Source organism: Gordonia sp. NPDC003504, assembly GCF_053587995.1.
In genome coordinates this window covers 684,994-706,900 of the sequence record NZ_JBSFPC010000002.1, presented here as the reverse complement: position 1 = coordinate 706,900, position 21,907 = coordinate 684,994, and the positions used below count along the sequence as shown (strand labels likewise).

The 21,907-nt window shown below is 68.2% G+C and carries 22 protein-coding genes; 13 read left to right on the top strand and 9 right to left on the bottom strand.

Annotated elements, in window-relative coordinates; genetic code table 11:
- Both ACWDPV_RS07530 and ACWDPV_RS07525 read right to left on the bottom strand, forming a co-directional pair.
- The gene (locus tag ACWDPV_RS07530; protein WP_449742395.1) at nucleotides 1–1,044 is read right to left on the bottom strand and encodes a glutamate ABC transporter substrate-binding protein; all 1,044 of its coding nucleotides are present in this window, start codon (nucleotides 1,042–1,044) and stop codon (nucleotides 1–3) included.
- Nucleotides 1,041–2,486: a hypothetical protein gene (locus ACWDPV_RS07525; RefSeq protein WP_449742394.1), complete on the bottom strand. Its 1,446-nt coding sequence runs from the start codon at nucleotides 2,484–2,486 to the stop codon at nucleotides 1,041–1,043. The genes ACWDPV_RS07530 and ACWDPV_RS07525 overlap by 4 nt, the downstream gene beginning before the upstream one ends.
- 378 nt (nucleotides 2,487–2,864) lie before the next feature.
- On the opposite strand from ACWDPV_RS07525, the gene ACWDPV_RS07520 reads away from it, so the two are divergent.
- Nucleotides 2,865–3,344 carry an NUDIX hydrolase gene (locus ACWDPV_RS07520; RefSeq protein ID WP_449742393.1) on the top strand — a complete coding sequence of 160 codons (480 nt, stop codon included), beginning with the start codon at nucleotides 2,865–2,867 and terminating at the stop codon, nucleotides 3,342–3,344.
- A 50-nt stretch (nucleotides 3,345–3,394) separates the two neighbouring features.
- On the opposite strand, the gene ACWDPV_RS07515 is transcribed toward ACWDPV_RS07520, so the two are convergent.
- Entirely contained in the window at nucleotides 3,395–3,763 is a 369-nt protein-coding gene (locus tag ACWDPV_RS07515) for a hypothetical protein (RefSeq protein ID WP_449742392.1), read from the bottom strand.
- Between the two features lie 458 nt (nucleotides 3,764–4,221).
- Nucleotides 4,222–4,929, bottom strand: a complete 708-nt coding sequence (gene thiE, locus ACWDPV_RS07510; protein ID WP_348806161.1) for a thiamine phosphate synthase — start codon at nucleotides 4,927–4,929, stop codon at nucleotides 4,222–4,224.
- A 144-nt stretch (nucleotides 4,930–5,073) separates the two neighbouring features.
- Between thiE and thiO the strand changes: the two genes are divergently transcribed.
- From thiO to ACWDPV_RS07480, 6 genes are all read left to right on the top strand, one after another.
- The gene (gene thiO / locus ACWDPV_RS07505) at nucleotides 5,074–6,192 is read left to right on the top strand and encodes a glycine oxidase ThiO (RefSeq protein ID WP_449742391.1); all 1,119 of its coding nucleotides are present in this window, start codon (nucleotides 5,074–5,076) and stop codon (nucleotides 6,190–6,192) included.
- Nucleotides 6,189–6,386 (top strand): sulfur carrier protein ThiS, encoded by a 198-nt coding sequence (thiS, locus tag ACWDPV_RS07500; protein WP_449742390.1) that lies wholly within the window; start codon nucleotides 6,189–6,191, stop codon nucleotides 6,384–6,386. The genes thiO and thiS overlap by 4 nt, the downstream gene beginning before the upstream one ends.
- A gap of 43 nt (nucleotides 6,387–6,429) precedes the next feature.
- Entirely contained in the window at nucleotides 6,430–7,191 is a 762-nt protein-coding gene (gene thiG, locus ACWDPV_RS07495) for a thiazole synthase (protein WP_348806218.1), read from the top strand.
- Nucleotides 7,192–7,252: 61 nt separating this feature from the next.
- Nucleotides 7,253–8,368 (top strand): ABC transporter ATP-binding protein, encoded by a 1,116-nt coding sequence (locus tag ACWDPV_RS07490; protein ID WP_449742389.1) that lies wholly within the window; start codon nucleotides 7,253–7,255, stop codon nucleotides 8,366–8,368.
- Nucleotides 8,365–9,138 (top strand): ABC transporter permease, encoded by a 774-nt coding sequence (locus ACWDPV_RS07485; protein WP_449742388.1) that lies wholly within the window; start codon nucleotides 8,365–8,367, stop codon nucleotides 9,136–9,138. The genes ACWDPV_RS07490 and ACWDPV_RS07485 overlap by 4 nt, the downstream gene beginning before the upstream one ends.
- Nucleotides 9,139–9,209: 71 nt before the next feature.
- Nucleotides 9,210–11,813 (top strand): LuxR C-terminal-related transcriptional regulator, encoded by a 2,604-nt coding sequence (locus tag ACWDPV_RS07480; protein ID WP_449742387.1) that lies wholly within the window; start codon nucleotides 9,210–9,212, stop codon nucleotides 11,811–11,813.
- Between the two features lie 24 nt (nucleotides 11,814–11,837).
- Here the strand turns inward: ACWDPV_RS07480 and ACWDPV_RS07475 are convergent, their stop codons facing one another.
- The 3 genes from ACWDPV_RS07475 to ACWDPV_RS07465 all read right to left on the bottom strand — a co-directional run bounded on the left by ACWDPV_RS07475 (nucleotide 11,838) and on the right by ACWDPV_RS07465 (nucleotide 14,518).
- On the bottom strand, nucleotides 11,838–12,368 hold the full coding sequence (locus ACWDPV_RS07475; protein WP_449742386.1) for a nuclear transport factor 2 family protein: 531 nt from the start codon (nucleotides 12,366–12,368) through the stop codon (nucleotides 11,838–11,840).
- Between the two features lie 74 nt (nucleotides 12,369–12,442).
- Nucleotides 12,443–13,327, bottom strand: a complete 885-nt coding sequence (locus tag ACWDPV_RS07470; RefSeq protein ID WP_449742457.1) for an SCO6745 family protein — start codon at nucleotides 13,325–13,327, stop codon at nucleotides 12,443–12,445.
- Between the two features lie 57 nt (nucleotides 13,328–13,384).
- Complete coding sequence (locus tag ACWDPV_RS07465) at nucleotides 13,385–14,518, bottom strand: EamA/RhaT family transporter (protein ID WP_449742385.1); 1,134 nt, start codon at nucleotides 14,516–14,518, stop codon at nucleotides 13,385–13,387.
- A 270-nt stretch (nucleotides 14,519–14,788) separates the two neighbouring features.
- On the opposite strand from ACWDPV_RS07465, the gene ACWDPV_RS07460 reads away from it, so the two are divergent.
- Both ACWDPV_RS07460 and ACWDPV_RS07455 read left to right on the top strand, forming a co-directional pair.
- On the top strand, nucleotides 14,789–15,952 hold the full coding sequence (locus tag ACWDPV_RS07460) for a carboxylate--amine ligase (protein ID WP_449742384.1): 1,164 nt from the start codon (nucleotides 14,789–14,791) through the stop codon (nucleotides 15,950–15,952).
- 144 nt (nucleotides 15,953–16,096) lie between these two features.
- The gene (locus ACWDPV_RS07455) at nucleotides 16,097–17,503 is read left to right on the top strand and encodes an amidohydrolase family protein (RefSeq protein ID WP_449742383.1); all 1,407 of its coding nucleotides are present in this window, start codon (nucleotides 16,097–16,099) and stop codon (nucleotides 17,501–17,503) included.
- 9 nt (nucleotides 17,504–17,512) lie between these two features.
- Here the strand turns inward: ACWDPV_RS07455 and ACWDPV_RS07450 are convergent, their stop codons facing one another.
- Complete coding sequence (locus tag ACWDPV_RS07450) at nucleotides 17,513–17,671, bottom strand: hypothetical protein (protein ID WP_449742382.1); 159 nt, start codon at nucleotides 17,669–17,671, stop codon at nucleotides 17,513–17,515.
- 160 nt (nucleotides 17,672–17,831) lie between these two features.
- Between ACWDPV_RS07450 and ACWDPV_RS07445 the strand changes: the two genes are divergently transcribed.
- A complete protein-coding gene (locus tag ACWDPV_RS07445; protein ID WP_449742381.1) occupies nucleotides 17,832–18,929 on the top strand; it encodes an alpha/beta hydrolase family protein in 1,098 nt (365 codons plus the stop codon).
- A gap of 36 nt (nucleotides 18,930–18,965) precedes the next feature.
- Here ACWDPV_RS07445 and ACWDPV_RS07440 read toward each other — a convergent pair whose 3' ends face one another.
- Nucleotides 18,966–19,346 (bottom strand): SHOCT domain-containing protein, encoded by a 381-nt coding sequence (locus ACWDPV_RS07440; RefSeq protein WP_348806147.1) that lies wholly within the window; start codon nucleotides 19,344–19,346, stop codon nucleotides 18,966–18,968.
- A gap of 220 nt (nucleotides 19,347–19,566) precedes the next feature.
- On the opposite strand from ACWDPV_RS07440, the gene ACWDPV_RS07435 reads away from it, so the two are divergent.
- The 3 genes from ACWDPV_RS07435 to ACWDPV_RS07425 all read left to right on the top strand — a co-directional run bounded on the left by ACWDPV_RS07435 (nucleotide 19,567) and on the right by ACWDPV_RS07425 (nucleotide 21,874).
- The gene (locus ACWDPV_RS07435; RefSeq protein WP_449742380.1) at nucleotides 19,567–20,025 is read left to right on the top strand and encodes a DUF6325 family protein; all 459 of its coding nucleotides are present in this window, start codon (nucleotides 19,567–19,569) and stop codon (nucleotides 20,023–20,025) included.
- Nucleotides 20,026–20,064: 39 nt separating this feature from the next.
- Nucleotides 20,065–20,376 (top strand): SHOCT domain-containing protein, encoded by a 312-nt coding sequence (locus ACWDPV_RS07430; RefSeq protein ID WP_348806145.1) that lies wholly within the window; start codon nucleotides 20,065–20,067, stop codon nucleotides 20,374–20,376.
- A 79-nt stretch (nucleotides 20,377–20,455) separates the two neighbouring features.
- Nucleotides 20,456–21,874, top strand: a complete 1,419-nt coding sequence (locus ACWDPV_RS07425; RefSeq protein WP_348806144.1) for a DUF2252 domain-containing protein — start codon at nucleotides 20,456–20,458, stop codon at nucleotides 21,872–21,874.
- Nucleotides 21,875–21,907: the final 33 nt, after the last annotated feature.

Below are 21,907 nucleotides of genomic sequence, written 5' to 3'. Positions count from 1 at the left end.
TCAGTCCCGATATGTTGCCTGTGGCGGGCCGTAGCTGGGGCCCAGATTGCTCAGCCACCGGTTGTAGGTGGCATACCACTGACCGTTGGCCTTGTTCTCCGCGAGGACTCCGTTGACGAACCGCACCATGTCATCGTGCCCTTGCGGCATGCCCACTCCGTAGTATTCGGCACCGAGACCCGGTCCGACGACCTCCACCCACGGATCCTGTGCGGCGAGCCCGGCCAGGATGGCGTCGTCGGTGGTGACGGCATCGACCTGGCCCTGCTGCAACATCACCAGGCAGTCGGCCCATGTGGTTGTGGTGATGATCTTGGCACGCGGTTGGTCGGCCTGCATCCGGCCGATCGAGGTGGTTCCGCGCGCGGCGCACACGCGCTTGTCGGCGAGGCCGTCGACGTCGGTGATGCCGGAATTCTTGGGTGCCAGAATGCGTTGCGACGCAATATAATACGGGGCCGAGAAACTGACTTCTCGGAGACGGTCGCAGGTGATCGACATGGTCTTGACCACGACGTCGACGGAGCCGTCACGCAGTGCCTCGGTGCGGTCGGCCGAGCTGAGCACCCGGTACTCGATCCGATTGGGATCACCGAAGATGGCCGCGGAGATCTGGCGGGCGATGTCGACATCGAATCCCTGGATGTCACCGGAGAGCGGATCACGGAAGCTGAACGGGTTGGAGCCGATGTCGGTGCCGACGACCAGCCGACCGCGGGCGGCGATCACGGCCATCGTGCTGTTCGGCGGCATCTCGTTGGGTTCGGGCATCTGCTCGGGTGGACGCAGACTCGCCGTCGCATTGCACGACTGCGAGTTCGGCACCGGCTCGGTGGTCGTCGCGGTCTGCACCCCGGGCGGGGTGGGTGTGACACCCGCGGCCGACGGCGGCGGCGACTCCGGCGCGGTGAACGTCACGCAACCGCTGCACAGTACGACGACCGCGCCGAGGAGCACGATCCACCGTGCCGCGCCGTGGCGCCGCGAGGTGAGCGGATGCCGTCCGGGGTTCATCGGTCCGGGGTTCATCGGTACGGGGTTCATCGATACTCCCGGATCCGCGGGATGATGCCGAGCACGAGGGCCGCCGCGGCGAAGAGCGACAGCACCATGATCCCGGTACCGGTGTAGCCGAGGACCCGTTGCGCGGTGTTGATGTCGTCGCGGAACGAGTTGCGGGTGGTGGTGATCGCGTCGGTCAACGCCGAGTCGACCGCGGCGTAGCTGCTCGCGGTGCTCGACGGATCGCTGCCGATCGTGAGGGTGCGGGCGGTCGCGAAGTCACCCTTCTCGATCGCCGCACGGGCCTGCTCGTCGGATTCGCGCCACTGCGCCAGCGCCGACTTCACCGACTCCACCTGCGCCGAGGACAGCGCGCCGTCGTCGTCGGCGGTTTGCCCACCCAGATGCGTCAACGTCGCACTGATGCTGTCGGTGGCGGTCGCGAAGGTCTGGTCGAGATCGGCCTGATCGCTGCGACGGACCAGCGAGAGGGTCTCCGCCGACCGTGCCTGCTGGGTGAGGATGCGAGCCTCGGTGAGCTGCCCGAGGGGATCGGCGCCGTCGACCTTCGCAGAATTGGTGGCAGCGACGGACGCCAATCCGGAGATGAGCAGCCACGCCAGCCCCCCGAGGATCGCGACGAGGGCGGCGAGCACGCCGATGTTGAATCGGCGTCGTGTGCGCCGCACCAGGAACCGGGAGGTCCCGATGAGGGCCAGGCTCACCACGAGCAACCCGAAGTAGACCCCGTAGGGCGGGATCGTCAGCGCCTGCTGCGGGTCGGCGATCGCGGTGGAGCGTCGATCGTAGAGTCGTTGAGCCGACGGCAGGATCTGGTCCTGCATGAGGGCCGACGCCTGACCGAGATAGGCGCTGCCCACCGGGTTGCCGAGCCGGTTGTTGATACGGGCGGTCTCGATGAGCCCGCTGTAGACGGGGATCGTCGTGGCGAGGGTCTGCAGGTCGGCGTTGATCGCGCGGTCGGTGGCGTCGTTGACCTCGCCGGGCGCCCCCGAGGTGCCCGCCGCCCGCATCAGTGACGCCGAGGCGGTGGCCAGTGCGTCGGAATAGCGTGCCCGCAATTCGGGGGATTCCAGACCGCCGGAGATGAACGCGGAATTGGCGGCGGCGTCGGCGATCGACAGCGAGCTGTAGAGCACCTGCGATGCCTCGGCGAGGGGTTCGTCCACGTCGATCATCGACTTCAGGGAGTCGGTGCGCTTCTCGAGCACGGTGGAGCCGTACCAGCCGGTGGCGAGGATCCCGATGGCCACGACGGCGACGATCATGATGAGTTTGCCGGGCGTGGTGCGTGCGTAGTGACGCATTGTGACCAGCGGTGACTGGGCGCGCGCCCGGCCCATCGACATCAGTTCGCGACGGTCGGTGAGGACCTGCCGGATCGGCGGGGTGGTGGGATGCGGTCGAATCGTGCGACCCGCGCGCGTGAGCGCGGTACGCACTCCAGATGCGTCGCCGGTCACGTCGTCACCTCTTCTGGCCGCCGGTCCTGGGCAGCGAACTGCTCAGTGTGCTGGTCGCTCCGCCGCATCGGCAGGGCGCACCCACCGACGCCTCGCCGCGGCGTGGCAGTGTCCGGTATCGGGCGAATCGCTCGGTATCGGATGAATCGCTCCGGGGGAGGAGTCCGTTTCAACCCTAGGACATGTCGACGGGCCGATGCCCCACCTCCCCGGGGCGTTTTCTCCACTTCGTCCGCATCGGCCTGACACGCGCGCCACCCCTGGCCGAGGTGCGCTGCCTCACATACGGTGGAGGAACGGTGGCGGTGCGGACGCATCCGCCGCGGATGGCGGTGGTGAGTTTGTCGCCGGCGATTCTCGGGTGTCGAGGAGGCATGTGTGCGCGGAGACGGGGATGGCTGGGTCATCGGTGGCGATGGCAGCCGGTATTGGGGTGTGAACGGAGCGGCGGGACTGCTGATCCGTGCGCCCCACGAGGAGGAGGGCCGGACCCTGATCCTGCTGCAACATCGGGCGGTCTGGTCCCATCAGGGCGGCACCTGGGGTCTGCCCGGCGGGGCGCGCGACTCCCACGAGAGCGCCATCGACACGGCGATGCGTGAGGCGCACGAAGAAGCCGGCATCGAGGCCGACGACCTGCAAGTGGTCGCCGCGTTGGTGACGCACCGGGTGGACGCGTGGACCTACACGACGGTGATCGCCGACGTCGACGCGCCGGTCCGGACCGTGGCCAACGGTGAATCCGCGGAACTGCGGTGGGTCGACGAGGCCGATGTCGACAGTCTGCCGCTGCATCCCGCTTTCGGTGAGGCATGGCCTCAGTTGCGGGAACGTCTGGCCGCGCTCGACCCGACCTGAGCGCTGCCGACCTGACCCGAGGGCTCCGGCCGGGTCAGGTCCCGCGCCGCCTACGGCTCGAGGAGTCGGTTGGCGCCGGCGATCAGGGCCTTGACGTTGGCCTCGTCGCCGGTCGCGCCGTCGCCGTAGGCCCAGCACTGCCGGTCGTCGCGCTCACACAGCAGAAACGACGCGAATCCGTCGTCGGTCGGGCGCTGATGCAGCGTGAGGATCGAGACTTGCGCACCCATCTCGTGCAGCATCGACGTCATGGCGCCGATCGGGCCGGTCGAGGTGGCCGACAGCGACATGATCCGGTCGGCGTAGGCCATGGTGGCCCGGCATTCGACCATGTCCGCCGGGGCCGGTGCCACGGAGAAGGACCCGAGGCGGATGGCGCCGGTCGCGCCATAGGATTCGTTGAACTCTTGCCAGGTCATGCCCGATGCCTCCTCGCGAATGCCGCGAGGGATCGGACCGCCGCAGCGCGACCAGGGGAACGTGGACGGATGAGGGTCGCGCTCACCCGATGACAAGGGTGCGGGCGAGAGGTGACGAGAAGGCATCGTGGATCATCGTTTCGGTCGAAGAGTGGGTGACCGACTTCCAACGTATGTCATTCAGCGCACGCCGACCCCGCAGCGGGGGGTCGGTCAGATCAGACCCCGCTGCGGCGGGTTACGAGCGCGATGTGTGTCCACGACATGATCCGCCCACCATAGACCCGGCTCGTGGCGGCGGGCAAACGCGTTTCGGGAGCAGACTCAGGGCAGTGGGCGTGGGTGGATGACACGGCAAAGCCTGCCCGACCCGAGTTCTGCTCAGGGAAGGTCCGTATCACGCCCGCGGGGTCGCTTTCCCGGCATCTCCGGCTGCGGGTGAATGGTGCTGCGTCAGTTCAGCCGAGCCGACTCCGCAGATCGGTCGCCGCCGCAGCGGGGTCCGCGGCCGCGGTGATCGCCCGAACCACGACGATCCGTCCGGCCCCGGCGTCGACGACCTCGGGCACGCGGTCGGCGTCGATGCCGCCGATCGCGAACCACGGCTTGGCGGTGCCGGTCGCGGCCACCGACCGCACCAGGTCGAGGCCGGCGGCGACCCGACCCGGTTTTGTCGGGGTGGCCCAGCACGGTCCGGTGCAGAAGTAGTCGACGTCGCCGTCGGCGATCGCCGCCGCGGCCTGCTCCGGGTCATGGGTGGAGGCGCCGATCACAACGTCGTCGCCGACGATGCGCCGGGCGTCGGCAGGAGGCAGGTCGCCCTGGCCGAGATGCAGAACGTCGGCGCCGGCGAGTGCGGCGATGTCGGCGCGATCGTTGACCGCCAGCAGTGCGCCGTGTGCGTCGACGATGCTGCGCAGGTCGGCGAGAATGGCGAGTTCCTCGCGGGCCTCGAGCACGCCGAACTCGCGTTCACCGGCCGAACCCTTGTCGCGCAGTTGCACGATGTCGACCCCACCGGAAAGCGCGGCATCGACAAAGGCCGGCAGGTCTCCGCGTTCGCGGCGGGCGTCGGTGCACAGGTAGAGCCGGGTGGTGGTGAGGCGATCGCGCCGGGATGGTCCCTCGGCGCGGCCGGTCCCGGGAGTCCGAGATTCGGTCGACATGGGGACGAGAGTAGCGGCCGTGCGGTCGGGGGTAGGCTTGGCACCACCACACGGGAGTCCGGGGAACGTCGGGCTGAGAGTGCGGGCCGCCCCCGCAGACCGTCACACCTGATCCGGATCATGCCGGCGAAGGAAGGAGCACGGATGCATCATTCGCGGATCCCGGAATCCGTACGGCCGCACGGGCGGACGCTGGCCGTCGTCGGTGGCGGCGTCATCGGCCTCACCTGCGCACTGGCCGCCGCCGATCGTGGTTGGCGCGTCACGGTTTTCGACGCCGGCGAGCATTACCGCGCCGCGCACGTGGCTGGCGGGATGCTCGGCTCGCTGGGCGAGGGACATCCCGGCGAGGACGCATTGCTGGCGCTCTCGGAAGCCTCGGTGCGGCGCTGGCCGGCACTCGTCGAGCGACTCGGCGACCCGTCGATCATCGCGGCCCGCGACTCACTGTTCGTCGCGACCACCGCCGCCGACGTCGCCTACCTCCGCCAACTCGCCGACTTCGTGTGGTCGGCCCGACCGCGCGGCGACGACGACCTGACACCCGTCGGCGCCGCGGAGATCCGTCGTCGTGAGCCGGCCGTCGGGCCGCGGCTGCACGGTGGATACCTCGCGCGAGGCGAAGGGGCAGTGGACAATCGGCGGTTACTGGCGGCACTGCGCGCAGCGTTGCAAGCAGTGGGTGGCACCATCGTCACCCGCCGGATCACCTCGCCGGCCGAGGTCGACGCCGATCAGGTGCTGCTCACCGCCGGCGCCGGCATGGTGGACCTGTGGCCGTCGGCCCCGGTGCACCTGGCCGCCGGGGAGGTGCTGCGCCTGACCGCCGACCGCTGGACGGTACCGCCGCCGCGGCACGTCATCCGCGCTCGAGTGGACGGCCGGATGGTGTACCTGGTGCCGAGAAGCGACGGAATCGTCGTCGGCGCAACACAATACGAAGGTGACGTGTCCGACTGGCGGAACGCCTCGGGTGCGGCACGGGCCGGTGGCGTGGCCGAGTTGCTCGCCGACGCGATCGAGGTCTATCCGGGCCTGCGCGAGTATTCACTCACCGAGGTGGGGGTGGGATTCCGGCCGTGTTCGCCCGACGGCCTCCCGATCATCGAACGGGCCGACGACCGGACGGTGATCGCGACCGGTCACGGGCGCAACGGAATCATGTTGGCGCCCTACACATCCGACGCGGTCCTCGAGTTGCTGGGCGAGGCGCCGAGGGAGACCGGGATCGGGGCGGGCGTCACGAAAGGGGAACGAGTATGACGATACGGGTCAACGGGAACACCATGTACCTCGCCGACGACCGATCGGTGGCGCACCTGGTGTCGACGATGGGTCTGCCCGATCGAGGGATCGCGGTGGCCGTCGACGGCGAGGTGATACCCCGAAGTGGCTGGGGCCGTGGCCTTTCCGACGGTGCCGTGGTGGAGATCGTGACGGCGGTGCAAGGTGGCTAGCGCGCCGGCCGAATCCGCGTTCGGCACCGCGGTCGACCCGGGAATCGGCGATCCGCTGCGCATCGCCGACAAACAGTTCACCTCACGCCTGATCATGGGTACCGGCGGTGCGGGAAACCTCGATGTTCTCTCCCGCGCACTGATCGCCTCGGGCACCGAACTCACGACCGTGGCCATCCGGCGGGTCAGTGCCGACAGTGCCACCGGCGTGCTGGAACTGCTGCGGCGATTGGGGATCGACATCCTGCCCAACACCGCGGGCGCTCACACCGCGGCCGAGGCGGTCCTCACCGCGCGACTGGCGCGGGAGGCACTCGAGACGTCCTGGGTGAAACTCGAGGTGGTCGCCGACGAGCGGACGCTGCTGCCCGATCCCGTCGAACTCCTCGACGCCGCAACCCAACTCGTCGACGACGGATTCGTCGTACTCGCCTACACCAACGACGATCCGGTGCTGGCCGCCCGACTCGCCGACCTCGGCGTGGCGGCGGTGATGCCGTTGGGCTCGCCGATCGGTACCGGCCTCGGTATCCGCAACCCGCACAACATCGAGATGATCGTCTCGCGGGCGACGGTACCGATCGTTCTCGACGCCGGGATCGGAACCGCGAGCGACGCCGCTCTCGCCATGGAACTCGGTTGTGACGCAGTACTTCTCGCGACGGCGGTGACGCGCGCCGACGATCCGGAACGGATGGCCGCGGCGATGCGGCACGGCGTCACCGCCGGCCGGTTGGCCGCCGGTGCGGGCCGGATTCCGCGGCGACGCTGGGCGAACGCCTCCTCGCCCGACCGCGACGCCTGAGACATCACCCTGAGACATCGCACCGCCCGGCCGACACCGGAAGCTGTGTACTGTCGAGTCCGTGCTGAGAGTGGAGAACCTCACCAAAGACTATGGGCCGGTGCGTGCCGTCGACAACCTGAGTTTCGAGGTGGCATCCGGGATCGTCACCGGCTTCCTCGGACCCAACGGTGCGGGCAAGTCCACCACCATGCGGATGATGCTGGGACTGGACCGGCCGAGCGCGGGACGCGCCACCATCGACGGCAAGGAATACCGTCACCTCGATAATCCGCTGCGGCAGGTCGGTGCCCTGCTCGACGCGAAGTGGGTGCACCCCAACCGCAGCGCCCGGGCACACCTGAGGTGGCTGGCCGCCAGCAACGGCATCGCCGCCGCCCGCGTCGACGAGGTCCTCGAGACCGTCGGCCTGACCCAGGTCGCGGGCAAACGCGCCGGGGGTTTCTCCCTGGGCATGTCGCAGCGCCTCGGACTGGCCGGCGCGATCCTCGGCGATCCGCACACCCTGCTGTTCGACGAGCCGGTCAACGGCCTCGATCCCGAGGGCATCGTCTGGATCCGCAACTTCATGAAAGCGCTGGCCGCCGAGGGCCGGACCGTCCTGGTGTCCAGTCACCTGCTGACCGAGATGTCGCTGACCGCCGATCACCTCATCGTCATCGGACAGGGCCGGCTGATCGCCGACAAGTCGGTCGCCGAGTTCACCGCGGCGGCCCGCACCATCGTGCGGGTGCGCTCGCCCTATCCGGATCAACTCCATCACGCGCTGGTCGCCGCCGGCGTGACGCCGCACCCGGAGAACGACGGCCACGGACGCACCGTGTTCGTCATCGACGACGGATCGACCACCGATCGGATCGGTGACATCGCCGCCGCGGCCGGGGTGACCCTGCACGAACTCGTCGGCGCGCACGCATCGCTGGAGGAAGCGTTCATGGCGATGACCGCGCACGCCGTCGAATATCAGGGTGGTACCGGGGCGGCGCCGGGTGGCGGCGCCCAGGAGTTGGGTGTGGCGATGCCGGGCGCCGAGGCGGGTATGCATTCGGGTCCACCGCGCCACGGCTCGCCACCACCGGGGTATGTGCCACCCGGTCAGGTGCCGCCACCCGGATTCCCGCCGTCCCCGCCCGCACCGGGGCCGTTCCCAGGCCCGTCCCAGGGAGGTCCGCAGTGATCGACGTCCTGCGTGCCGAACAGATCAAAATCGGCTCCATCCGCTCCCCGTACTGGTGCATGGGGCTGGTGGTGTTGCTCAGCATCGGTATCACCGCGCTGTTCAGTGCGCTGTTCACCGGAGCACCTGACGAGACCGGATCGAGTGGCACCGAGGTCGCCGACGGCGCCGCGATGACCGTGCTCCTTGTCGGGCTGCAGCAGTTTGCCGTCATCGTCCTGATGATCATGGCGGTCCTCGGCATCACCAGCGAATACCGGTTCTCCACGATCCGGGCGTCGTTCCTCGCGGTGCCGAATCGGCCGCGGGTGTTGATCGCCAAGGCCGTGGTCTACGTTGCGCTCACCGTGATCACGACTCTGGTCCTGGCGGTCGTGTGCATCCTGATCCTGCAGGCCGGTCTCGGCACCTCGGTCGTCGGTTTCGGCAACTCGTCGGTGATCCGGCAGATCTGGGGTACCCCGATCTTCGCCGCGCTGTGCGTGCTGCTGTCGATGGGAGTCGGTGCGCTGGTCCGTCAGACCGCGGGCGCGATCTCCATCGTGCTGGTGTGGATGCTGGTGCTGGAGACCATTCTCGGATCGGTTCCGCGGGTGCGTGACTGGGTCGGCCCGTTCCTGCCGTTCGCCAATGGGACGCGCTTTTTGTCCGGCGGTTCGGCCGACGACGTGTTCCATTGGAATTCGTATGTGTCGCTGGTGTACTTCGCGGTGGTCGCCATCGTCGTCTTCGTCGCCGGCGTCGTGGTGACCAACCGACGGGACGCGTGATCAACCGACCGTATGTCGTTGGCTGATATTCACCTGCGTATTTGCTGATAAAGGGACTAAAATCAGCAACCATGCCAACGAATTGGCCCCTGGTGCAACGCGAGAAGGAGTATCGCGCCATCTCGGCGGCCCTGCGCGGCGAATCCGCCGTCGGTGGGGTGGTCCTGACCGGGGACTCCGGCGTCGGCAAGACGACCCTCGCCCGGCACGTCACCGCGAGCATCGGCAGCGGCGTGCGGTGGGTCGCCGGAACCGAATCGGCCCGCAGCATCCCGTTGGGCGTGTTCGCCCACCTGGTCGGGACGGCCACCTCCAGTGACCCGGTCACCTACCTCGCGGCGGCCCGCGAATCGTTGCTCGCCGACGGTCACGCCGTCATCGGCGTCGACGACGCGCACCTGCTCGACGAGTTGTCGGCGACGCTGCTGCACCAACTCGCCATCGACCGCGCGGTGCACATCGTGGCGACGGTCCGCAGCGGCGAGACCGTCCCCGACGCGGTGACCTCGCTGTGGAAGGACAACCACCTGCTGCGGATCACCTTGTCGCCGTTCACCAAGGAGGAGAGCGTCGAACTGGTGGAGTCGGTGCTCGGCGGTCAGCTCGAGGAACACTCGGCCGACCGGATGTGGGCGGCATCCGGCGGGAACGCGCTGTTCCTGCGTCATCTCGTCGACGGTGCCCGGCAGGCGAACACGTTGCGGCAGGTCAACGGGGTGTGGCAGCTGCGCGGGCGCGCGGCCATCACCTCCGAACTCGCCTCGCTGCTCGAGGGACGCATCGAACAACTTCACGAGTCAGTGCTGACCGCGCTGAAATATCTGAGCCTGTGTGAACCCCTCGATCTCGACGTCCTCGCCGAGGTGGCCGGCGAGGAGGCGGTCGAGGAAGCCGAGATCGACGGACTGGTGCGGATCGAACGGGAGGGCCGCAACCTCAACGTCGGCTTCCACCACCCGCTGTTCGGTGAGGTCATCCGCCGACGCCTCGGATTCGCCTCGTCGCGGCGCCTCCGCGGCAATCTGGTGAAGGCCCTGCGCGGGCGTTCGCTGTCGTCACCCGCCGACCGCATCCGGCTGGCCGAATTGGCCTTGGAGAGTGACGCGTCCGCGGTCGACCTCGGTCTGCTGTCGGCGGCCGCGGGCGACGCCCTGAACCTGGCGCAGACCCCGATGGGGGAGCGATTCGCGCGCGCCGCGCTCGAGGAGGGCGGCGGTCCCGCCGAGGCCGAACTGCTCTCGCGGGCATTGATGTGGCAGGGGCATCCCGACGAGGCCGAGGCGATCCTCGCGCGCATCGACACCACCGGGCTCGAGGCGTCGCTGCAGTTGCGGATCGGGTTGCAGCGCGTCGGCAACATGTTCTGGGTGATGAACGACGCCGACCGGGCATCGACCATCCTCGACGCGGTGCGCGCTGCGGTGACCGATCCGCACCTGATGGGAATCGTCGACGGAATCAGTTCTGCCTGTGCGCTTTTCGAGAACAAGCTGGATGACGCGCTGCGCCTGTCGGATGCCGCACTGGCACCGGAGGACGCGCTGCCGTGGGCGGTCGAATGGGGTGTGTTCGGTGGCATGCTGTCCCGGGCCCTCATCGGGCGCGGCGACGAACTCGATCCGCTGATCCAGCGGGCCCGCGAGGCCGAGAAGTTCACCGACGGACTGTTGCGGTATCCGGCCGGGATCGGCGAGATCCTCGGACTCATCCTCGGCGGCCGACTCGACGCCGCCGACGCCGCCGCCGGACGCTACGTGGCGTTCGCCGACACCGCGCAGTATCTCAGCTGGGCGATGTCCGGGATTTTGGTGTCCGCCGTCGAACTGGCTCGGGGCGAATGCGCATCGGTGGTGCGGCGGATCGAGCAGACCCTGGCCACCCTCGACGGCGAGGAGTACTCGGCCTCGTGGAATTTCCCCGCCTATGTCTTTCTCGCCCAGGCGCTGAGCGCGCTGGGGGAGGCCGACCGCGCCGAGGCCGTCCTGGCCCGCGCCCGCGCCCGGGACGGCCGGCACGTCGCGGTGTTCCGGCCGATGCTGCGCATCGCCGAGGCCTGGCAGGCGGCCGCCGCCGGCACGGTGTCACTGGGTATCCGGCGGGCGTGGGATGCGGCCGCGCTGGCCGCGCAGACCGGGCAACTGGCCGTCGAGGCGCAGGCGCTGCACACCGTCGTCCGGTTCGGTGACGCCGGCCCGGCCGGGCGCCTGGCCGAACTGGCCGAACGGATCGACGGTCCGCTGCCGGGCCTCTACGCCCGGCACGCCGAGGCGCTCGCCGCCGGTGACGGGGTGGAACTCGACGTCTGCGCCGCCGATCTCGAGGCACTGGGGCTGCGGCTGTCGGCGGCCGACGTCGCCGCGCAGGCGTCGGCGATCCACGACAAGGCCGGCAAACGGTCGGCGACGGTGGCGTCGTCGTCGATGGCCAATCGTCTGGCCGCGGCCTGCGGTGGTCTGCGCACCCCGGCACTACTCGAGGCGGCGCAGCCGCTGCCGCTCACCACCCGCGAACGCGAGATCGCCACGCTGGTAGCGTCGGGACTGTCCAACCGGCAGATCGCCGAGCGGCTCACCGTCTCGGTCCGCACCGTCGAGGGCCACATCTACCGGGCCTGTGCCAAGCTCGACGTCACCGATCGCGACGGCATCGCCTCACTGATTCTCCGGGAACGGTGATCCTCCGGACTCGCGAATCGTCGGTTATTTCGGGAGCGATGATCCCTCGCCGACGATGATCGCCGGCCCCGGGGTGACGCTGAATCCGGGGATCGACGCCAGCGGTACGTGCGCCTCGTAGGTGCGCTCGTATCCGGTGGCGCAGATCCGCCAGCCGTCGGCGGTGCGCCGATACACGTCGGCGTAGAAGGCGGCGCCGATGAGCATGAACTCCACCTCGGCGACGATCACCCGATCCGACAGATACCACCGTCCGTGCGCGACGTCGCAGTCGACGTCGATCTCCGGATGTGACACACGATGTTCGGTGATCACCCCCGGTCCCACCGACTCGCGCATGAAGCCGACGAGGTCGTCGCGGCCGGTGAGGTCGAGACCGCCGTAGTGGCCGATCACGTCGTCGGTGAGGGTGGCGGCGAAATCATCCCAGTTCTTGGTGTCCAGGGCCCGCAGATACCGATACTTGAGCTGCTTGATCTCGGCGAGATCTAGACTGGTGGAACGTCTTTGGTGATCAGGCGATTCGTGTTCGTCGTCGGGGTGTGGTGGTGTCATGGTTCGACCAATACACCCACCACACCCGCCGGGGGATCGAGATCGCCGATTTTCTCGGACCTGGATCTTCCGGGCTACTTCTTCCGGGTGCCGGGCAGGACCCCGGCGTCGATGACGGACTTCACGTACGGGCGCAGGGCGGTGACGGTCTCCGACAGTTCTGGACGCGACCACAGTTGCTCACCGAGGGCATCGGTCTGCGCCTCGATGTCGTCGTAGATGGCGGCGCCGTCTGCGGTGAGACGGTGACCGGGTTCGGTATCCGACCCGGTGCGTTCGGCGAGCCCCTGGGCGACAAGACGATCCACCGATTCCTCCCACTCCTGCGCCGACCAGCCGCGGGTGAGCAGCGTCAGATCCCGGCCCAGTACCCGGCGCGTGACGGTGGGATCGGGCAGTGCCGCCTCGTGGAATACCGCGGCGTCGAGTCCGCCGAGTCCGTGAACCACCAACGCGGCAATGTGGTTGTCGCCGCGCCACTCCCGCAGCACGGCGAAGGTATGCCACAGCCGCAGGTGCGGCGGCGTGGGTGCCGGGGCCGCGGCCCACGCAGCGGCGAGCGGACGACCCGAGTACGGCAGGGTCTGCGCCGCTTCGGCGAACACATCGGCGGCCGCGACGATGGCGTCGTCGGCGACGCCGTCGCCCCAGATATCGCGCAATTGCTCATCGAGCATCTGGTCGCGGGCCTGCGACACCCGGTCGAGGCCGACCGCGACGGCCTTGGCCCAACTCTTGGCGATCGAATCGGGGGCGAAGTTGACGAAGGCGGCGGTCACCACCGCCGCCGCGCACGGACCCATCGGTGCGGCACGTGCCCCGACGTAGAAGGCGTGCGCGTTCAGGCCGGTCGCCTCGTGCGCGGCGGCGAGGGCGGGACTGAAGTAGGCCAGGACGTGGAAGGGTTCGAGGGTGTCATAGGCGCGTCGGGCGGCGGAGCTGGTCGTGGACATGGTCACCACGCTGTCGGCGCCACCGTTCGGTGTCAAGCGTGCAGCGTGATCACGGAGACGGTGTCACGGTGTCCGGCGCGGTCCGTTGCCACCGGGATGGGCCACCCGCTGATCGCCGGTGACGCCCAGGTCGGCTTCCAGATCGTCCTCCACGAGCGTGAAGTCTGCGTCGCAGAACTGATCCTCGCTGACCTCGTCGTCGGTGGCGACGGCGCTCGTCACGTCGGCGGCGTCGCGCTCCTCGGCGTCGAGGTCGTCGCGTTCGTCGTTCTCCCGTCCGCGTCGCCAGCCGCCCTTCATCGGCGGTGCCTCGCCGAAGTGGTCGGGATCGCCGGAGCCGTACCAGGCGACGAGGACCGCACCGATCACCGCGCCGATGAAACCGACGACGGCCAGCCAGCCCAGACCGGCCTTGGCGGTGTCGCCGAGGAACAGCACCCCGACCAGGCTGGGTCCTGCGGTCTCACCGACCACCAGGACCGCGGTGACGCCGTTGACGGCACCGAGTTGCAGGGCGACGGTCTGCACGAAGAATCCGGCCGCCCCCGCGACGGCGATCGTCCATGCCGCCGGATCGAGGAGCAGCACCTTGAGGTCGAAGGGGTGAACGCCGTCGAGGATGCGCACGGCGATCGCGATGACGCCGAAGAGCAGGCCGGCCATCGCACCACCGACGATCGCGCCGTGGCGACCCAGCCGGTAGACACCGAGCAGGGCCAGCGATGACAACACGAGCGTCGCGACGAACAAACCCCAGTGGATCGAGTGGGCCTGGCCTTCCCCGGTCGTATGCGACGAGGAGAAGCCCAGCAGACACAGGGAGAAGACGACCAGCCAGATCGACACCCAGTCCCGGGTGTGCAGGGCGATGTTGAGCATGATCGTCCCGAGTAGCGCGGTGACGACGAGGTTGGCCGAGACGATGGTCTGCGACAGGAACAGCGGCAGGAACCGTGCGGCGACCGCGCCGCCGGCGAACCCGACGATCACCATCACCGTGCCGAGGATGAAGGACGGATCGACGAACGTGGACATCGTCGACTGCAGTGACGGACCACCGGCCGCGTTGGTGTCCTCGATCCCGTCCTCACGGGAGGTCTGCGCGACGCGACGGGCACCGAGCGCACGCAGCACCGTCGACATGCCGTAGGCGACGGCAGCCAGGCATGCGGAGATGACGCCGACGACAAACAACATCCGCACCTCCACCCCTGCGGCCTCAAACGGCCGACAACACCAACTTAACAACGCGAAAAACTGGAACAGTCATCGCGGTCCCGGTATTCCGGGTACCGACATGTCCGAGTATTCCGGGTACCGACATGTCCGAGTATGCCGGGTGGGGCCGACAAGAGCCCGTCAATTATGCGCAAATTGCGGACACCCGCGGCGGCGACATCGGTGTCCTCACCGGTGCCGTCGGGCCGCCCTGCGCGCTCATCGGCCGCATGTCTCTAGACTCGCGACGTGCCCCCAACCGGTAAGCATGTGCTCATCACCTTCGGCCGATCATTCCTGACCCTGAACCTCGCCCGTCTGCTCGCCGCCGGCGGGCACCGGGTGACGACGGTGGACTCGATCCCGGTCGCCATCACCCGGGTCTCCAATGCGGTCAGCGGCTTTCACCTCGTCCCACCTCCGAAATTCCAACCGCAGGAATACTGCCGCGAACTCGCGCGCATCGTCGTCGAGGAAGCCGTGGACATCGTCATCCCGATCCACGAGGAAACCGACATCCTGGCGATGATGCGAGGGCTCTTCCCGCCCGAATGCGAGCTGTTCCTCTCCGATTTCGACCTCGAGAACCGGCTGCACAACAAATACGATTTCCAGGTCATGCTGGCCGATCGCGGCATCCCGACCCTGAAGTTCGCCGAACTCCGCGGACCGGAGGACATCGCACAACTCGACTTCACCGGACCGTTCGCGGTCAAGAAGTGCTACTCGCGCGGTTCGCAGAAGGTGCACAAGGTGTATCCCGGTGACGCGATGGAGTGGCTCGATCACGACCCGAGCAACCCGTGGCTGGCACAGGAATGGCTCACCGGCGACCGCTACTGCACCTACTCGGTGGTGCGGGAGGGCCGGATCTTCGCCCACGCGACCTATCCGGTGGAGTACGCGATCGGCGGCAGCTCCTGCCTGTCGTTCGTCTCCGCCCACCACCAGGGGATCCTGGACTGGGTCACCGACTTCCTCGCCGGCACCGACTTCACCGGCCAGGTGGGTTTCGACTTCATCGATCACCCCGAGAAGGGGTTGTACTGCATCGAGTGCAATCCCCGCGCGACCAGCGGGATCATGATGTTCCGTCCGCACAACCGGGTCGATCGCGCGTTCTTCCGCGAGAACACCGAGGTCATCGTCCCCGACGACGACGTGCACACCATGATCAAGGTCGGGATGACGCTGTTCGGCTGGACGGAGGACTCCCGGCAGGGACGCACCATGCGGGAGTACTTCCGGGACCTGCGCGGATTCGACGACGTCATCGGGGTGCCGGGTGACCGGAAACCGGGCCTGCTGCTGCCCGCCGCCTACCTCGGCATCCTGCGCAGCTGCGTGAAGTACCGCGTCGGTCTCGCCGAGGGGTTCATGCACGATCACGAATGGGACGGCCACGTCATCTGAGCGGATCGTCATCTGAGCGGATCGTCATCGGATCGGATCGTCATCTGAGCGGACCATCGAGTGGTGCGGATGAGGTCGGCGCGCAGAACGGTGTCGCACCGCACTCGGCGCGCCGAACCGCGCCGGTTGTGCTTCGGTTGACCGATGAGCACGCACCTCGGCCACCTCGTCCACATCGCCGGTAATCCCACCGTCGACGACGCGGTGGCCGCGCTCGTCGACATCGCCGACGGTGCGCTGGTCGTCGACGACGACTCCGGGGTCATCCTGTTCTCCGGGCCCCGCGGCGAGGTCCCCGACGAGTTCGCCGCGCACCGGGTGATCGATCACGGTCCGGCCTTTCTGCTGCCCGGTTTCGTCGACACCCACATCCACTTCCCGCAGACCTACTCCCTGGACGCCTACGGTGGCGGGCAACTGCTGGAATGGTTGAACACCTGTATCTTTCCGGCCGAGGCGCGACTGGCCGACCCGGAATTCGCCCGCCGCATCGCCCGGGACTTCACCAACCGCCGGATCTCGGCCGGCACGACCGCCGCGATGGTGTTCGGATCGGCGTTCCCGGTGGCCCAGGAGGCACTGTTCACCGAAACCGAGCGTGCGGGCCTGCGCATCGTCAGCGGCCGCGGCATTCAGACTTCCGGGCCGGATTCGGCTGCGCCGCTGATGACCTCGGAGGCCGACGCGACCGCCTTGACGCTGGCCGAGATCGACCGCTGGCATGCCTCGGACACCGGTGACCCGTCGACCGCGTTGCGCCACACCGCCATCGTGCCCCGGTTCAGCCTGTCGGTGACCACCGAGACCTTGCGTGCGCTGGGGGATCTATACGCGTCTGTGACCGAGCGAGGAGTGTACGTTCACACCCACCTGAACGAGAACAATCGTCCGCTTACCGGTGAAATCGACACGGTGAAAACACTTTTCGAGGTCGACAGTTATCTCGACACCTACGACGGGAAGTTCTTGCCGGGTTCGTCGACCGGCGGTGAGAGTCTGCTGGGACGACGGACGATCATGGCGCATGCGGTGCACTGCACCGACGCCGAGCTGTCACGGATGGCGCAGACCGGAACATCGATCGCGCACTGCCCCACATCGCAACAGTTCCTGGGATCGGGCACCATGCCGTGGCGGCGGACCGTGGCGGCGGGTGTGACCGTGGCGGCCGGAACCGATTGCGGGGCAGGAGATGAGTGGCTGATACCGCAGGTGCTCGCCGACGCGTTCAAGGTGCACATCTCCGAAGCCGGTGACGCGAGCGTGGCGCTGCATCCGGCGCAGCTGTTGTTCACCGGGACACTGGCCGGGGCGCGCGCGCTCGACGCCGAGGAGCGATTCGGCAACCTCGACGCCGGTAAGGAAGCGGATTTCCTGGTGATCGAGCCGGAACGCTGGCCGCCGCTGGAATCGTTGCTGACCAACGGGATTCGCGCCGATGATCCCGAATTGGCCAGGGAGCAGACACTGTTCGCGCTGCTGATGGGGATGCGGGAGCCGGCGATCGCCGAGGTCTACGTGCAGGGCCGGCTCGTGGAGTACGAGGTCTGAGGACAGGCCTCAGGAGGCCGGGACGGGCGCGAAGTCGGCGCCGCGATCCGGTGCGGCGGGTGAGGAACCGGCCGAGGTGGCGACAATGCCGATGAGCGCGCCGATGCCGGCGGCGCAGGCGACGAGAACGAGCAGCGAGCTGAGCGCGAGGATTTCCATGGAGGTCATGTGTCTCGATTGTCCGCGCTCGACGCCATAATTCCAGCCGGAGGGGCGAATCGGTGTGGATACTCACTCGTAAACGAGGAGTGTTACGTGGCGACGAGAAGGCATGCAAGCGTGTGGCCGGTGATGGTATCGGTGCTGGTCACGGCCATTCTGACGGGTGGTGCGAGCCCCGGCGCAGGCCTCGCCCGGGCCACCCGGCGCGGTGGTGGCGATCGCCCCACTCGGCCGCGCCTGGGGTGGCCTCGACCGCGTGGCGCGACTGTCGTACCTCACCACCGACGGATTCGGGCATACGGTGCCGGCGAGTGGGTTGGTGCGAACGCCGGCCGGGACACCGCCGCCGGGCGGATGGCCGGTGGTGGTGTGGACCCACGGCACCTCCGGGCTCGGACCGGACTGCGGCCTCACCGCGTCGCCGATCGCCGAACGCAACGACTCCGCGATCGTCGCCGAATTCAACCGCGCAGGCTACGCGGTCGTCGCCCCGGAGTACCTGGGTCTGAGCCCCGCCGCCGTCGTCGCCGGGCAGAGGACCCATCCGTATCTGCAGACCCGGTCGGAGGCGACGGCGTCGGCCGATATCGTGCGGGCCGCCCACATCGCGCTTCCCGGCCTGTCCCGCCGGTGGGCGGTGGTGGGTGTCTCGCAGGGCGGTCACGCCGCGCTGGCGACCGGCAATGTCGCCTCGGCCCGGGCCCCGGACCTCGACTTCCGCGGAACCGTCGCGATGGCGCCCGCATCGAATGTGGAGAACGCGATCCTCGCCCTGCGGCCGGGTGTCCCCGCACTGCCCGCCGGGTTGACCGGAACCGTGGCCGCGATCCTGGCGGGGATGGCCGCCAACTCCGACGACGTCGACGTCGGAAGGTATCTGACGCCCCTCGGGCGCGGCATCATCGACCGGATCTCGAGTGTCTGCGCACCGGACTTCGCGTCGGTGGTCGGGCAGGCACCTGCCGGACGGCTGGTCTCCCGGCCACTCGACGACCCGGTGTTCGCGGCCGCGTTGCACCGGTACATGGCCGTTCCGACCACGGGGTACGACCGCCCGATCCTGGTCGTGCAGGGGTTTCGCGACGCCGATGTGCCGCTACCGCTGACCGCGGCCTTGCTCGGCGAATTCGCCGCCGCCGGAACACGATACGAGCTCCGGGGGGTCGATTCCGATCACGGTGACCTGCCGTGGCGGGGAGGGCTGGATGCGGCGACGGAGTTCCTCGGGCGCGTCATGGACAACAGCGTCATGGACAACAACTGACGCGTCCGAGGCCGATTCACTTCGATACGGCGGGCCTCACCCGAGCGCTTTGGCCTTGAGTGTCTCGAATTCCGCCGGCGTGATGGTGCCCGCGTCCAGGAGTGCCTTGGCGGTGGCGATCTGCTCGGCGGATGACGGTCCGGCGACGTTGCGGATGTAGTCGTCGGTCTGCTGTTGCATCTGTTGCTGTGCGGCGACGGTGCGTTCGGTCATCCCGCGCCCGCGGGCGATGAGATACACCAGTGCGGTCAGGTAGGGGATGAGGATCAGGAAGATGATCCAGATCGCCTTGAACCAGCCGGACAGCTTCCGGTCACGGAACAGGTCGCTCAGGATGTAGAACAGCACGAGCAGGTAGGCGACGAACGCGAAGATCACCACCATGCCCCAGATGAACTCCCAGAACGAATCCCACATGATTTGACCTCTCCTCGTGATCTCGGGCCACGACGGACCCGGCGACGGTTGTGTGCGCGCTTCATCGTGCACCGCCGGCCCGCGGATGCGAATCACCCGGACCGAATGACATCGTGCCACCGTCGTCGATGCCGGTCGGCTGCGGTCATACCGGCCGACCGACTGCTGTCATACCAGTAGGATGATGCCGCGCACATCGGGCGATGGAAGGCTGGACACCATGACCGCAGCAGACAGCGAAATCACCGACGTCGACGTCGAAATCGGTCCGATCGACTATCTCGTCGTCGAATTTCCCGCAGACGCCCACTTCGACGGCAGCGCACTCGGGCACCTGCGTGACCTCGTCGACCGCGACATCATCCGAGTCCTCGACCTCGCGTTCCTCCGGCGCACCGCCGACGGTGTGGTCGGTGTGGACATCGCCGACCTCGACCTCGACGGGGACCTCGACGTGACGCTGTTCGCCGAGGCTGCGTCCGGCCTCATCGGTGAGGATGATCTCGCCGAGGCGGGCGCCGTGCTCGACGTCGGCCATGCCGCGGCCATCATCGTCTACGAAAACCATTGGGCGGCACCGTTTGCGACGGCGCTTCGGCGCAGTGGGGCGGAGCCGGTCGCGTCCGGCCGGATTCCGGTCACCGACCTGATCGAAGCCCTCGAGTCCGCCGAGAACTGATCCTCTTACTTTTCGCCGAACGACAGAAAAGAGAACATCATGCCCGGACTCCTGCGTGGAATGGCACGCACCGCAGTCGTCGCAGGAACCGCAACGGCGGTGTCCAACAGAGTGTCTCGTCGTCAGGGTCAGCGATGGGCCCAGCAGGGTTACGAGCAGCAGCAACGGTATGCGCAGCCCGAGCCGCAGTATGTCCAGCAGGCCCCGCCTCCGCAACCGGCACCGGCGGCCCCGGCCGCGTCGAACGCCGACCGCATCGCCGAACTCAAGCAGCTCGCGGATCTGCACGCGCAGGGAGTGCTGACCGACGCCGAATTCGCCACGGAGAAGCAGCGCATCCTCGCGTCCTGATCCACCCCCGGCGTTCGACCCCGCTCGGCCCCGCTCGACCCGACCGGGGCCGGTCGTCACCGATGAGAACGGACATGCCATGAGTGCTCCGGACGTAGAGGCCGACCCGGCACGCCGCCATCTGAGCGTGTCCGATCGGGAAGCCCTCGGGCGTGCGGCGGCCGACCGCGTCGCGGTGGCCGATCTGGCCGACCTCGGCGACGGCGCCGACCGCGACCCGATCGGTCTGCTGGTCGGTCAGGCGGGTACCCGGGTTCCCGAGTTGGTGCCGATCCGCCACGGCCGGATGGCCCGGACCCCGTTCACCTTCTACCGCGGTGCCGCCCTGGTGATGGCCGACGACCTCGCCCGGACCCCGAATTCCGGTCTGACCGTGCAACTCTGCGGTGACGCGCACCTGAGCAACTTCGGGCTGTACGCCACCCCGGAACGGCAGTTGACCTTCGACGTCAACGACTTCGACGAAACCTACCCCGGCCCCTTCGAATGGGACGTGAAGCGGCTCGCCGCCAGCCTGGTCGTCGCCGCGCTGGGCAATGGGTTCACGCCGAAGATCGCCAAGGAGATCGCGCAGGGCTGCGCCACCGAATACCGCACGACGATGGCCGGACTGGCGTCCATGGGAACGCTGAAAGCGTGGTACAGCCATGCCATTCCGACGCCCGATCTGGCACTGCTGAGCCCTTATCTGGATCCGAAGTCGGCCAAGGAGGTCCAACGCACCATCAAGAAGGCGTGGCGGCGCGACAGCCTGCAGGCGTTGAGCAAGCTGACGACCGTCGTCGACGGCGCCCTCGAGTTCGTCGATCAGCCCCCGTTGATCGTTCCCATCGAGAATCTGCTCGGTGAGTCCGCGCCGGGGTTCTACGACGAGATCGCACGCCGGTACGTCGACTTCCGGGCGACGATGGAGCCGCATCATCAGGTCCTGCTCGATCGTTTCGAGTTCGTGCGCATGGCGCGCAAGGTCGTCGGGGTGGGCAGTGTGGGCACGCAGGCGTGGGTTCTGTTGCTGCAGGGCAAGGATTCCGGCGATCCGCTGCTACTGCAGGCCAAGGAGGCCCAGCGTTCGGTGCTCGCGGGATATCTCGACGGGCCGACCTATGACAACGAGGGCCAGCGCGTCGTTCACGGGCAAAAGCTGATCCAGGCGGTCAGCGATGTCTTCCTGGGGTGGAACGGTGGGCCCGGCCTCGACGGCACGCAGCGTGACTTCTACCTCCGTCAACTTCGCGACGGCAAGGGTTCCTTCGTCATCGAGGCCCTGGACCAGAAGGGGTTGTATGCCTACGGCCGGGTGTGTGCCCGGGTGCTCGCCTACGGCCACGGCCGATCCGGCGACGCCGTCGCGATTTCGGCATACCTCGGCGAGACCGCCGAGTTCGACAAGGCGATCCGTCGGTTCGCCACCCGGTACGCCAAGGTCAATACCGGCGATCACGCTGCGTTCGTCGCGGCGATCGAGCGTGGTGAGGTGACCGCGGTCGCCGACGTCTGAGCCGGACGATCGGTTCCGGTCCTGTCCTTCCTG